The following is a 13,672-nucleotide window of genomic DNA, read 5'->3' as shown; positions in this document are numbered from 1 at the left end:
CATAGCTATCTTTTTAGAGGTTTAGTTTCTTCCTGCGATTACACCTCCATCAGTATCCCAAATAGCCCCTGTTACCCAAGATGCTTGATCTGATAAAAGGAAAGTGATGCTATTAGCTACATCCTGTGCAGTACCATTTCTTCCAATCGGATGAAAGTTGTTAAATCCTACTAGTGCTTTTTTAGCTTCGTCAGCACCTCCAAAAACACCATTATAAACTGGAGTTTCTACCACTGCAGGAGATACTGCATTTACTCGGATACCATGATCCGCAAGTTCCATGGCCAGATGCTGTGTTAAAGAATGTAATCCTGCTTTTTGCATTGAGTAGGCAGAAGAAGGTGTAGCTTTTACGGCTTGTTTTGCCCACATAGAACCTACATTTACGATAGATCCGGTATTATTTTCTTTCATTTTTTGAGCAGCGGATTGCGTGATAAAAAAGAATCCTCTGTTTAAATCTTGATATGAATCGTAATCCTCTACCGTATGATCTAAAAATGCTTTTGGTCCAAAAATACCGGAAGCATTTACTAAATAATCCAAACGATCTAAATTACCAATAGCAGTTCGTAATTGTTCTACGTTATTCTTGTTAGTAATATCTACCTGATGCTTAATGATATTTTCCCCATCCGCAATCTTAGAAGTATTTCTTCCTACCACATGTACTGTAGCACCACCATTAATTAATGATTTTACTGTTGCTTTTCCGATTCCACTTGTTCCACCAATTACTAGTGCTACTTTGTCTTTAAATTGTGTCATTGTATTATATTTAGTTTAATTAATAATTAGACAGACAAGTCTGTCTTTGCGTATTCAAATTTTTTTATTCTAGAATTTTTTTACATAGCGATAACGAAGCTTCAATAGGCCAAGTGTTTTGATGTAGTTTGCTTTCTGAAATGGCTCCTTCATATAGTAAATAAACCTTTCTGGCTAATATCATATTTTCATTATCAGATTCTTGACTATGATTTTCTACAATCAATTCTTTAATGAAGTCTATAAAATCATTCTTTTGTTGCTGAATCTCTTCTCGTACAGTTTCATTTTCTTTTGGCATTTCCGTATAGGTATTTAGACACCAACATCCATTAAAGTCTTTTTGGTCAAAAAACAACTTTAAAAATTCAAATAGTGCGTAGATACGATCTTTACCTGGAGCTGCCTGATTTACAAATGCATTGATATCTTTTGTAAAAGTGACATTTTTGGATTGCAAGTATGCGATACATATATCCTCTTTAGAAGGGAAGTGATTATACAACGTAGCTTTGGCAATGCCAGCTTCTTTTATAATCTCATTGATTCCAGTAAGATTATATCCTTTACTATAGAATAAATTAGAAGCAGTTGTTACGATATGATCCCTAACTTTTGAGTGTCTCATGGTACAAATATATAAAAAAATCACAAAAGTAGACAGACTTGTCTACTTTTGTGATTTGATTAACAAGTTTTACACTTGGTAAAAGTTTTAGTGAATAAAAGAATTCAAAAAAAATGAAGCCTTAATCCAATGTTGTATATCCTTTATATTTTGGTGTAAAAGTTAATGGGTCGTTGGTGTTTATTCTTTGGATGTTAGGTCCTGTTCGATCTCCAAAAGATTCTATACGTCCAGAATTAATTAAGCTAATATGGTCTATTGTGCTAATAGCCCATCCTGGATCTTCATATTTTATTGCTCGCCCTCCTTTTCCTGAATTGACAAAAACCAAATTATCCATATTTAGTTTTTGAACGCCCCATAACAGTACCACACTTCCTAGATCCTTGTTGTTAACATTTACAAAAGTTGAGTTTTTTAATTCTAAAAAAGGACCAGTTGTACTCTCATCATTACCCATTCGTAATAAGGATATTGCATTACCCATTACTTTACTAAAATGACAATTATCTATTTTGATATATTCCGCATTATAGCGACCTCTATTTTCATTTTCACCATCCAAACTAATTGCATTACCAGAAATATTATGAAAAATGGAATTCTTAAAAACAATAGTATCTGCATACGTATTTTTATGAGCTCTAAATGCTGTTTTTCTACTTGCATCGAAATTCTTGAATTCGCAGTTGTTTACCTTTAGTTTATAATGAGCAATCATTGGTTTTGAAGAAGTTGTAATTGCAGATTGCGCAATACCATTTTCAGAAGCCCCATCGAAAATAACACCATCTACAGAAAGACTTCCGCCGTTATCAATAATAATCAATGGTTTTTGAAATTCATTTTTGTCGTAGGTAAATACTGTCGGTGTTTTACTGTCAGAATTGATAAGAACAATGGACTTATCCAATATCAACGGTTTAGAAAATGTATATGTTCCTGGTTTTAAACGGATCGTATCCCCAGAAGAAGCACTTTTAATGGCTTGGAACAAAACATCATTTTCATTTCCTGATATTTGTACAGCGTTGGAATTTTTATTGACTATCTGATAGTATTTTTTTTGAGGAGTATACCAAGTAGGACCTACTTCTTTTTTGGTAAAAGGAAGTTTAGGTTGGTAAGATGTGCTTTTTAATAAGCCATCGTCTGGATCTTTAGTAAACTCTAGATTCGTTGTTTGAAAACCTTTATGGTTAAATGTTTTATCCGAAGAAACTACTTGATTTTCAGAAAAGGTAAATGTACCATATTCAGAAATTGCCTCGAATACCTGTTTTCTATTGGGATGGTAAAAGATGTTATTTGTAAATCTTATATCTATTGGAGGATCCGTTCTCTCATTATCGGCTCCAACTCCAAACTGAATATGATCACACTTTAGAAATTTATTCCCTACAATATCTGTGTTTTCTGCTTTATGGTATCTATTTATTAAAGAGTTAGGAACTCCATTCATAATGGGTAAAGCTCCAAAGAAACGTTTTCCCTTTAGTTCTTGAAAATGATTATTTTTTATCGTGTGTCCTGCATTGATAACACGAACACCACCTGTTCCCGGTTTATTATTTCCGATAAAGAAATTATTTTCAATTAGATTTCTATTTCCGTGTCTAAGCGCTAATACGCCCGCAGACTCATAAAACACATTATTTCTAACAATATTATCACTAGATTTTAGAGAAACAATTTCTACTTCACCATCACACTGTTCGAAATAGTTATTTTCTATGATCGTTCTGGATGCACTCAAGGAATATGTAGAGACACCTACTCTTAGCGTTTCTCCTCCGTTTGACCCAAGATTAGGTCTATAGCCAAAATAGTTATGATCAATCTGGTGGTGATTCTCAAGACTATTTTTATTGTTTAATCGAACAACTAAGGTAACTCCTGCGTTTAGTTTTCCTCCAAAATAACTATGATCCACTCTATTATGCTGACCATGTAGATGTATCCATTCAGATTTGTCAAATCTATTTTCTGGATTAAAATGATCGATTGCAATTTCTGTTAATCTGCAATGATTAGCCAATTTACCATCATCTGTTTTGAAACTTATTAGAGCATCTTCTTTGGTAAAACCATCTGTAAAAACAAATCCTTTTAAAATTAAATGTTGTCCACTTATTTTTATAGAAGTATTACCAGAAAAAATTACCTTGCCTTTTTCTTCTGCGCTAACGATAATAGGTTTTTCTTCTGTTCCTTCGGCAGAGATAACTAATTGGGCGTCTTGCCAGATACCATTCTTTAAAACGATCTCATCTCCAGGTTTTGCACTTACAATGGTTGCATTAAATTCTTTAACATTGGTTACGGTTTGGTCGTCATTAGAAGCTTTGGTTTTGTTCATTTCAGAACAAGAATTGATAACCAGAAGCATTGCCATTAAATAACCGTAGAATCCACTTTTTTTCATTTGTTTTTTTTGAAATATTCGTACTAAACATTTCCCACTAAACACTATAATTGTTCAATGCTTCGGTAGAAGTGGATACCTAAAATTGTGTGTGTGAAGGCAATTTAGTTTTAATTTTTATAACTACCAAGTTAGATGATATTTTAACTTAAAAAAATGAAAAAACAGAACTACATCTTAAGACCTTTCATATGGTTTAAGTAATAGTAAAATAAGATCTATCGGCTAGTGGGGAGTTATGTAGATTTTGAAATTTTACTAAGCATTTTTTTCCATCTTAGTTTTCGAATAAATGTTCCTTCCGAAGCAGATACCAGAAATGGTTGCTGTGCATTTTTTGCATTTAAAAAACCTCTGATATAATCAATAATTAGTTTTGGTTTCTTTTTTAATAAAGCCAATTTTATAGAAGCAATTAATGTAATGATAAAGCCATAGCGCATTCTGTAAAAAGCTTCACCTTGTTTGTATTTGGCCTTTGGATTATAAGTGTTACCTGTAGGTTTTAAGTGCTTTACGTGTAAGGATGTGTCGGTCTTTATTTCCCAATTATGGTACTGTGCTAGGAGCTCATCTATAGTATCCCAACCCATTGCGGGTTTTAATCCTCCAATAGCATCAAAACAAGCTTTTCGATATGATTTTAATGCACCTCGGATATGATCTTTGTTGGTTAAGTTTTCCAAAACCCATGCATCGTTTTTTTGGATATAACAAAAACCTCCGAACATCCCTGTTTTGTGATTGTTTTTAAAATTAGCAATGAGAGTTTCCAAATAATTTTTGGGAAAAATAAGATCAGCATCAAATTTAGAAATGATATCGTAGTTACTGTCTAAAGTTTTAAAACCCTGATAAAAAGCATTGACGACTTTGCTTCCTGGCATATGATCTGTAGAGGAGTTGGTATTTACTAAAGAAATATAAGGGTGTTTATCTATAAATTTTTGAACTTTAGCAGAGGTGCCATCGGTAGAATTGTCGTCTACTACGACTATCTTTTTTGGAAGAACTGTTTGGTTTACTAATGATGTTAAGGTTTGACCAATCAAAAGTTCTTCGTTATGTGCTGGTATGACAATATAGATGTTCAAAAGTATCCGAATTGATAAAATCTATTTCCGTTCTGCGTATACAATATAATATCGTGGTGTAAAATACCTTAGTAAAGGTCTAAAACCAATTTTTTTAATAGGATGTGTCCATTTCTTTTTGGCTTTTATCTCCCAACCAGCTTTTTCTAGTAACCAATCGAATTGCCAATCTTCAAACTCATGATAATGTCGATCCCAAGGATCTGTTTTACTTCTATAGGCTGGAGAAAACCAGAGTTTTAATGGTATGGAAGCAACTAATTTGTTGGCTTTAATATCTCTTAAAACATTGAAAGGAGCGATGAGGTGTTCGAAAATTTCGAAAGCAGTAACCACTTCGGCTTCACTGGTCATTACTGCTTTTGTTTCTAGATCAAGATCTTCTCCAGATGTATTGCTTACTGTATAACCCTCTTTTTCCATGAATTCTACAAACGGATTGGGAACTCCCAGATCCAGTATCGTAGCAGGAGCAGTTACATGCGCTCTTAAGAATTCTAGTGTTTCTTTGTATCTCTTGTGAGGAAAAGTTCCTTCGTACATCTACTTTCTGATTATAATCTTACTATTGGATGTAAAAATAGACATTTAGCAAGATCCAGATGTTGTTTGTGGCAAATTTGTTACGAATCAATTGATTTTTAATTGAATCACTGTAGCAATTGATAGCGCTCTTGTTTTCATAAGATTGGCTTTTTCGCCTTTAAAGCTTTGATCTATAACACTTGTAAATAAATCCATCCACGTATCAAAATCAATTTTTTGCATTGTCTTTTTTGAGTTTAAGTTTTGATGAATTTGTAAGACGTTTTTTTTATAACTTCCAGTATAGAATAACTGTTGTTCCCAGAAATCAGTGATATGGGGTATGTGATCTTCTAGATTGATTTGAGCAATTTCTGTGAAGAAAACACCAATTTTGTGGTTTTTAATAGCTCGCCGATAAAACTCCCAAAGGATATATTCAATATCCTCGCGACTTGTTATATCATTAATAAAACTCTTGTCCAAAAATACCCTGATTTACTTAAAAAGAACAAAATTACAAGGTATATGGACAAGAATGATGGTTTTGGGCTACATTTTTTGTTTGGATACGATTAAATCTCTTAGTTCTTGTTGTTTTTCTTTTTCGATCATTTTTTGATGTGCAAATGCAAAAATGGCATTCTCAACAACTTCATTTTCTCGTTCGCCAGAGAGAATATAGGATATACTAGTTTTTGAATATTCTTTTTTATTAGGGTTATAGATTTTGTTTTGATTTAAATATGCTTGTATTTTTTTTACGTGCTTACTTCCAATAACCTTTAGAATTGCAGCACGCTCCTCTTGTGTGATCATAAATAAGTTGGCTAATGTTTTTGGTATAAGTATCTTTGTGAATATAATGTTATCGTTTTGGTATACAATATTATATAAAATATTGGATATACACAAATAATAGTCAATATTTTGGATAAAAAAGATAAAATTTTAGATAGAGTTATCCTATTTGCAGCACATTTAGGCATTAGTTTAAGAAGTTTTAGCCTTTCTATAGGGGCAAGCGCGGGTTATTTACACAGATTACAATCCGCGGATAGTAATATTGGTGGTGATTTTATAGAAAAAATTATACAATTGTATACAGAAATTAATCCAGTTTGGCTGATTACTGGAGAAGGAGATATGCTAAAAGAAGGGCAGATGATGCAAGAATCTGCGGCTTTATATGGTAAAAGTGATTTGTTTAAACAAGTTTTACTCCAATATCTTGATGATAAAGATATTAGAGAAAAACTTGCTGAGATTACTAACAATTTTGATCGTTAGAGTGAGAATTGTAAAGGATTTTTAGCACTCATTTTTAATAAATTTCTTTCGTTTTTATAGCCTCTTCAAGATCTATATTTACTGTATTTAAACTATTAAAAAATTTCTTTCCGTCTTTTCTTTTTACAGTAATAACGGTCTTCGATTTTTTTTCTGCTCTTTCGGTTACGGTTACCTGTAATCCTTTGATTTTCTTGTAATTTGGGTTTCCTCCTCTTTTTATGATAAAGTTAGTTTTTGGAAATAAAATGTGTTGATAAGTGTTTCCAGAAGGTGCCCCAATGGTAATAACGTCTCCCACCGTCACGGTTTCGGAATTTAGTTTGTTCGAGTCTTGAGCTTGCAGTATGCCTATAGAAAGACATGCAAGGAAAATTAATTTTTTCATGTTTATACGTATTGAGTTAATAATTGAGAAATGTATAGTATAAATTTACAGGTATTTAGGTTAACACTAAAACATAAACTATGGTTAAATAATAGTTAATATATTATAATATGATAGTAATACTATTAATTTTGTGTCAAATAGTTTTACTTATGAAATACATACTTCAAGACTTAAAAGTAAATATCAACAATAATATATATTTAAAAGATCCAGAATCTTCTGATTTAGGTAAGAAGATTGTGGAGTTCAGTATTCTTTTAATAAATGATATAGGGTTTGATAGTTTTACCTTCAAAAAACTAGGAGCAAAGATTGGCTCTAATGAAAGCTCTATCTATAGATATTTCGAGAACAAGCATAAACTCTTATTGTATCTTACTTCGTGGTATTGGGGTTGGTTAGAATATCAGTTGGTCTTTACTACGAATAGTATTTCAGACGCCAAAGAAAAACTAACCAAAGCAATTGAAATTATTACAAGAGCTACTAAAGAGGATTCTGCATTTTCGCATATCAATGAAGTACTGCTTAATAAAATTGTTATTAACGAATATTCAAAATCGTATCTAACGAAAGAAGTCGATAATGAAAATAAAGAAGGATATTTCTCTATTTATAAAAGACTAATTAATCGTATTAAAGATATGATCATAGAGGTGGATAATACCTATCGTTACCCTACAAGTTTAGCGAGTACTGTAGCTGAAGGTGCTTTACATCAGCATTTTTTAAGAGATCATTTTTCGTCATTAACAGATTGTGATGACCAAATCACCCCTACAACCTATTTTATCGACTTAGTATTTAATTCATTAAATCACACAACTAATGGCTAAAAATATTCTTACCGCTTGGCAACGTCTTATGGGGTTACTAAAGCTGGACAAAAGAGATATTCTACAGATTTTTTATTATGCAATTTTTGCTGGATTGGTAAGTTTATCGCTTCCTTTGGGTATTCAGGCGATTATCAATTTGTTGCAAGGAGCTCAGGTGAGTACATCTTGGGTGATTCTTGTGATTTTGGTAACAGCTGGTGTGCTGTTTGTGGGAATACTGCAGTTTATGCAAATACGTATTATAGAAAATGTGCAGCAAAAAATCTTTACAAGAGCCTCATTTGAGTTTACGTATAGATTTCCAAAAATAAAAATGAGTGAGTTACGAAATTACTATCCGCCCGAATTAGCGAATAGATTTTTTGATACACTAACCATACAAAAAGGATTATCTAAAATTTTGGTTGATTTCCCAACAGCATTGGTACAGATTGTATTTGGGCTTTTATTACTATCCTTTTACCATCCGTTTTTTATTATATACGGATTACTACTATTGGTGCTAATTTATATTGTATTTAAGTATACTGCTACAAAAGGATTGGAAACAAGTTTAAGTGAATCCAAAAGTAAATACAAAGTAGCACATTGGATACAAGAAGTCGCTAGGTCTATAGTAAGTTTCAAATTATCAGGAAGAACAAGTTTAGCGCTTAGTAAGAATGATAATCTGGTGGCGGATTATTTGGATTCTCGAGAGAGCCATTTCCGAATTTTAGTACTCCAATTTATTCAGATGATAGGTTTTAAAGTATTGGTAACGGCTGGTCTGCTGCTTATTGGTGGAGTACTGGTATTAAATCAGCAAATGAATATAGGACAATTCGTTGCAGCGGAAATCATTATCATTTTAGTGATAAGTTCCGTCGAAAAGTTGATCGTAGGATTAGAATCTTTTTATGATGTTTTAACTTCTCTAGAAAAGATAGGTCAAGTTGTAGACAAAGAATTAGAACCTCAAGAAGGCGAAAAACCTTTTAAAGATGATGAAGGATTTGAGATCGAGTTAGACCATGTTTCTTATGCAGTCCCAGATCGAGATAAAAAAATTATCGATGATATTTCATTAAAAATTACAGAGAGTTGCACCATTCTAATTCAAGGACCTAATGGTTCAGGCAAATCAACACTTTTGCGATTGATTGCCGGATTAATAGAACCAGATAATGGAAGTATTTATATCAATAATATTTCGCTAAAAGGAGTGAATCTCAACTACTATCGTGGATATATAGGGCAATCTTTGATTGAGGAATCTCCTTTTGAAGGAACCATTTTAGAAAATATCACTTTTGGAGATCCAAATATCTCTAGCGAGCAAGTATACTGGGCTTTGGAAAAAGTAGGTTTGCTACAATTTGTAAAAGAACAGCCTAAAGGATTATTAACTATGTTATATCCAGAGGGTAAACAAATACCGTTTACGGTAGCTAAGAAAATAGTATTAGCTCGTGGGATCGTTACGAAACCAAAATTATTAATACTGAAAGATCCTTTAGATCAGTTTAATGAAGCCGAAGCAACCAGAATTATGGACTTTCTGGTAGATCCTGAAAACCCTTGGGCACTAGTGGTTGTAAGTGAGAATACGAAATGGATCTCAAGATGTGGTAGAGTGATTACAGTGGATAATGGTAAAATAATTAGTGAAAAGTAAAAGAGTCATGTTAAATATTTCAAATAAAAAATTGAATAAAACTGTTGATATTTTAGGGTATAAAGCATCACAGAAAGTATTTGGGAAAGACCATTATAAGTACTTTAATAGATTCTTATTAGCTTTTACGATTATAGTATTTATAATTTTATTTTTTCCTTGGACGCAGAATATTTCGGGAACTGGTTATGTTACCACATTAACGCCAGATCAAAGGCCACAAACAATCCAATCACCTATTCCAGGTCGAATAGAAGAATGGTATGTAAAAGAAGGAGATTTTGTAAAAAAAGGAGATACTATTTTACGAATTTCTGAAATTAAGAATGAGTATTTTGATCCAAATCTGGTAGAGAGAACTGGAAAGCAGATCAAAGCGAAATCTATGGCCGTTACTTCTTATGAAGAAAAAGTAAAGGCACTAGGAAATCAGGTAACGGCGCTTACACAAGAACGAGCTTTAAAATTAAAGCAGGCCAATAATAAACTACTACAGTCTAGATTAAAAGTTAAGAGTGATAGTATAGATCTTGAAGCAGCTAAGACGAATATTAGTATTGCAGAGAGACAATATAACCGTACGCTACAATTAGAGAATGAAGGTTTAAAATCCCTTACTGATGTAGAAACTAAACGACTAAAACTTCAGGAGACACAGGCAAAATTAATTTCTCAAGAGAACAAATTACTAGCTAGTAAGAATGATGTGATCAATGCACAGATCGAGATGAACAGAATTCAGGCAGAGTATGCTGAGAAGATTTCAAAATCTCAGAGTGATCGTTTTACAGCACAATCCAGTCAGTTTGATGCTGAAGCGCAGGTGACAAAACTGGAGAACGAGTATACCAATTATGAGATTAGAAATGGCCTTTATTACATTAAAGCACCTCAAAATGGGTATATTAATAAAGCCATTCAATCAGGAATCGGAGAAACATTTAAAGAAGGAGATCGATTGGTAGGGATTATGCCTTCGGATTATGATTTGGCTGTAGAAACTTTCGTAAGGCCAATTGATTTACCCTTAGTTCATCTTGGAGAGGAAGTTAGGATACAATTCGACGGTTGGCCGGCTATTATATTTAGTGGATGGCCCAATGTTTCTTACGGTACCTACGGAGGAAAAATTGTAGCCGTAGAAACCTTTATAAGTCCTAACGGAAAGTATAGAGTTTTAATATCACCAGATACCAATGATCATGCTTGGCCTGATGGAATACGGGTAGGTTCTGGAGCCAATACCATTGCCTTATTAGAAGATGTACCTATTTGGTTCGAGCTTTGGAGACAATTAAATGGTTTTCCTCCTAATTATTATCAGCCAGAAGATAAAGTAGCCACTACAGCAAAAAAATAATCTATGAACAAATTTTTGTTACTCAGTTTTCTTTTTGTCTCAGCAACATTGTTTTCGCAAGAGCAAGATCCTTTAATTCTTAATTTCCAGGAGTACTTAGGATTTGTAAAGAAACATCATCCTATTGCGAAGCAAGCGGAACTAACAATTAGTGTAGGTGAAGCAAACTTGTTAAAGTCAAGAGGAGGTTTTGATCCCAAGATCGAAGTTGATTACGATCGTAAAGATTTTAAAGGTTCGGAATATTATGATTTGCTAAATGCTACTTTTAAAGTGCCAACGTGGTATGGGATTGAGTTAAAAGCAAATTTTGAACAGAATGAAGGAATCTTTCTAAATCCTGAAAGAACAGTACCAGATGAAGGACTGTATAGTGCGGGAATTTCAGTACCTATCGCTCAGGGATTGCTCATTAATGAGCGTATGGCCGCCCTTAAAAAAGCGAGGTTGTTTAGAGATCAGACTAAAGCAGATAGAGATATTTTGGTGAATGAGATTTTGTATAATGCGTCCTTGGCCTATTTTAACTGGTTGGAGGCTTATAACGAAAAAGAAATCTATCAAAATTTCCTAATCAATGCGCAAACTCGTTTTGAAGGAATAAAGAAAAGTGCATTGGCAGGTGATAAAGCCATTATAGATACGGTAGAAGCTAAAATTACGGTGCAGAACCGCCAATTGAGCTTGGAACAATCTAAAGTGAAGCTGATGAAATCATCCTTAGAGCTTTCTAATTTTTTATGGATCGGAAATAATATTCCTATAGAGTTACAGCCTAATGTTATACCTGATAATGATGTAGACGCGGTAATCGATCAGACACTGCAAATACAACAAGCTATGATTTCTGAAGTGGATTTAGAAAATCATCCTAAGCTAAGATCTTTAAATTACAAGATTGAAGGATTAGAAGTGGATCGAAAACTAAAAGCAAATAAATTGTTACCAAAAATCAATTTAGAATACAATTTTTTAACACCGTCACCAGAAGTTGCTAATTCGTTTAATAATGCGGACTATAAAGGAGGAGTGACTTTCGAGTTTCCTTTGTTTTTGCGCAAAGAACGAGGAGCTGTAAAGTTAGCGAAGTACAAAATTCAGGATAGTCAATATGAGTTGGCTAGCGTACAATTACAAATCGAAAATAAAGTTAATGCAATTACCAATGAATTGGATTCCTTTACCACGCAAAATCAACTTATTGCTGATATCGTAAATGATTATACCACGCTTTTAAGAGCGGAAGAGCGCAAGTTTAGTTTTGGCGAAAGCTCAGTTTTTTTAATAAATTCCAGAGAAAGTAAATTAATAGACGCTGAGTTAAAACGAAACAAATTGCAAAATAAATACTTCAGTACTAAAGCTAAATTGTTTAAAAATCTAGCGGTAAACCCAGAGAATTTATAATTTTTGTCTTTTTCTGTTCCGTATATCGTAGAGCATCAATGGGTTATCTTTTGTTGGTGATTTTTTCTAGAATTATTGAGCTATTTATAATTAAAATATGGGAATATTCCCTATCATTGCAAAAAATAGAAAAACGGGTATATTCCCCTATTTTTAAAAAAAACAAGGATCTGTATTTTTAGTGATGGAAAACACCCCATTAAAGTAATTATAAAGAATACTCAATATGTCGACCGCATTTTCTATGATGGTTACACAAATTGTAAGTGAAAGTAGTGCAGATTCCATTCCCAATCCTGCTCGATCTGGATACTTTTGTAAGCCAAGTAAATTTTTATCAGAATTAATTCGATTTGTATCCATGATGCAAGTAATGAAAGTAGGGGTAAGTAGTGAAATTGCTTCGATAAAAAATGATTTGGAAATCGCCAACCAATCTCCAGTAATTACCAGATCAGATAACCGATTATATACGCTGATGGTAAAAGCAATTGATCGAATTCGTAAGGTGTGCGTAGCAGAAGGAACTGCTGCAGAAAATAGTAAGGAAAGAGAACTGGCAGAAACCTACGCTTGGTCGGTAGCAGGTTGTAATATGTTCTTGCAATATTCTGAATCTATTGGAGATTAATTATCATATGCCAATCATATTGTTATCTTCATATCTATAAGTCGGTGTAGATTGATTTTTCAAATCATAGTAATTCGTATTTTTGATCAACATGCTCTAAAAACATTTAGGAATGGATCAAGATGTTGTGCTAAGACCTTTAGAAATATCCGATAAATCTGTATTAGCTAAGCTTGCTAATAACAAGAAGATATGGGATAATTTACGAGATTATATACCTTTTCCGTATGATGAAAACGATGCCGAATATTTTATCAATCAAACACTAGAAGAAAATCCTAAACAGAATTTTGGGATTGTCTATCAAGGAGAACTTTGTGGCGTCATAGGAGTGATTCTACAACAAGATGTATATCGTAAATCAGCAGAGATTGGATATTGGATAGGAGAACCCTTTTGGGGAAATAAAATTGCCACTAGAGCAGTACGATTAATAACCGAATATGGATTTAATGATTTAGATGTACAAAGGATCTATGCAGCTATTTTTGATTACAATAAAGCTTCTATGAAAGTACTGAAAAAGAATGGATTTCAGAAAGAAGGTATATTTAAAAATGCTATTTTTAAAAATGGAAAATTATACGATGAACATAGGTTTTTTAAGCTTAAATAAATGTGTTTATTAGTTTCGAGGTAGTTTTTAAATAAATGTTT

At 32.9% G+C, this 13,672-nt stretch carries 15 protein-coding genes; 7 read left to right on the top strand and 8 right to left on the bottom strand.

From position 1 onward, the window contains the following. Positions 1–21: 21 nt before the first annotated feature. From Q1B37_RS18480 to Q1B37_RS18450, 7 genes are all read right to left on the bottom strand, one after another. The gene (locus Q1B37_RS18480) at positions 22–768 is read right to left on the bottom strand and encodes an SDR family oxidoreductase (RefSeq protein WP_299901072.1); all 747 of its coding nucleotides are present in this window, start codon (positions 766–768) and stop codon (positions 22–24) included. A gap of 64 nt (positions 769–832) precedes the next feature. Then, the gene (locus Q1B37_RS18475) at positions 833–1,396 is read right to left on the bottom strand and encodes a TetR/AcrR family transcriptional regulator (RefSeq protein ID WP_299901068.1); all 564 of its coding nucleotides are present in this window, start codon (positions 1,394–1,396) and stop codon (positions 833–835) included. Positions 1,397–1,517: 121 nt separating this feature from the next. Continuing rightward, positions 1,518–3,821 carry a chondroitinase-B domain-containing protein gene (locus Q1B37_RS18470; RefSeq protein ID WP_299901065.1) on the bottom strand — a complete coding sequence of 768 codons (2,304 nt, stop codon included), beginning with the start codon at positions 3,819–3,821 and terminating at the stop codon, positions 1,518–1,520. Positions 3,822–4,057: 236 nt separating this feature from the next. Then, positions 4,058–4,915: a glycosyltransferase family 2 protein gene (locus Q1B37_RS18465; protein ID WP_299901062.1), complete on the bottom strand. Its 858-nt coding sequence runs from the start codon at positions 4,913–4,915 to the stop codon at positions 4,058–4,060. 21 nt (positions 4,916–4,936) lie between these two features. Continuing rightward, positions 4,937–5,458 carry a methyltransferase gene (locus tag Q1B37_RS18460; protein ID WP_299901059.1) on the bottom strand — a complete coding sequence of 174 codons (522 nt, stop codon included), beginning with the start codon at positions 5,456–5,458 and terminating at the stop codon, positions 4,937–4,939. A gap of 87 nt (positions 5,459–5,545) precedes the next feature. Beyond that, entirely contained in the window at positions 5,546–5,926 is a 381-nt protein-coding gene (locus Q1B37_RS18455) for a group III truncated hemoglobin (protein WP_299901057.1), read from the bottom strand. Between the two features lie 66 nt (positions 5,927–5,992). Continuing rightward, complete coding sequence (locus Q1B37_RS18450) at positions 5,993–6,259, bottom strand: recombinase family protein (RefSeq protein ID WP_299901054.1); 267 nt, start codon at positions 6,257–6,259, stop codon at positions 5,993–5,995. Between the two features lie 111 nt (positions 6,260–6,370). Between Q1B37_RS18450 and Q1B37_RS18445 the strand changes: the two genes are divergently transcribed. Then, on the top strand, positions 6,371–6,730 hold the full coding sequence (locus Q1B37_RS18445; protein WP_299901051.1) for a hypothetical protein: 360 nt from the start codon (positions 6,371–6,373) through the stop codon (positions 6,728–6,730). A gap of 34 nt (positions 6,731–6,764) precedes the next feature. On the opposite strand, the gene Q1B37_RS18440 is transcribed toward Q1B37_RS18445, so the two are convergent. Next, on the bottom strand, positions 6,765–7,118 hold the full coding sequence (locus tag Q1B37_RS18440) for a hypothetical protein (RefSeq protein WP_299608579.1): 354 nt from the start codon (positions 7,116–7,118) through the stop codon (positions 6,765–6,767). 152 nt (positions 7,119–7,270) lie between these two features. Between Q1B37_RS18440 and Q1B37_RS18435 the strand changes: the two genes are divergently transcribed. The 6 genes from Q1B37_RS18435 (at position 7,271) to Q1B37_RS18410 (ending at position 13,631) form a co-directional block, all read left to right on the top strand. After that, entirely contained in the window at positions 7,271–7,957 is a 687-nt protein-coding gene (locus tag Q1B37_RS18435; protein WP_299608576.1) for a TetR/AcrR family transcriptional regulator, read from the top strand. After that, positions 7,950–9,617, top strand: coding sequence for an ATP-binding cassette domain-containing protein (locus tag Q1B37_RS18430; RefSeq protein WP_299608573.1), 1,668 nt, complete (start codon positions 7,950–7,952; stop codon positions 9,615–9,617). Before Q1B37_RS18435 ends, Q1B37_RS18430 begins: the two co-directional genes overlap by 8 nt. Before the next feature lie 7 nt (positions 9,618–9,624). After that, positions 9,625–10,977, top strand: coding sequence for a biotin/lipoyl-binding protein (locus tag Q1B37_RS18425; protein WP_299608570.1), 1,353 nt, complete (start codon positions 9,625–9,627; stop codon positions 10,975–10,977). A 3-nt stretch (positions 10,978–10,980) separates the two neighbouring features. Next, on the top strand, positions 10,981–12,384 hold the full coding sequence (locus Q1B37_RS18420) for a TolC family protein (protein WP_299901048.1): 1,404 nt from the start codon (positions 10,981–10,983) through the stop codon (positions 12,382–12,384). 226 nt (positions 12,385–12,610) lie between these two features. Next, the gene (locus Q1B37_RS18415) at positions 12,611–13,015 is read left to right on the top strand and encodes a hypothetical protein (RefSeq protein WP_299608567.1); all 405 of its coding nucleotides are present in this window, start codon (positions 12,611–12,613) and stop codon (positions 13,013–13,015) included. A 112-nt stretch (positions 13,016–13,127) separates the two neighbouring features. Continuing rightward, positions 13,128–13,631 carry a GNAT family protein gene (locus Q1B37_RS18410; protein ID WP_299901046.1) on the top strand — a complete coding sequence of 168 codons (504 nt, stop codon included), beginning with the start codon at positions 13,128–13,130 and terminating at the stop codon, positions 13,629–13,631. Positions 13,632–13,672: the final 41 nt, after the last annotated feature.

Source organism: uncultured Aquimarina sp., assembly GCF_947492965.1.
Lineage (GTDB): Bacteria > Bacteroidota > Bacteroidia > Flavobacteriales > Flavobacteriaceae > Aquimarina.
This window is presented reverse-complemented; position numbering and strand designations above follow the sequence as displayed.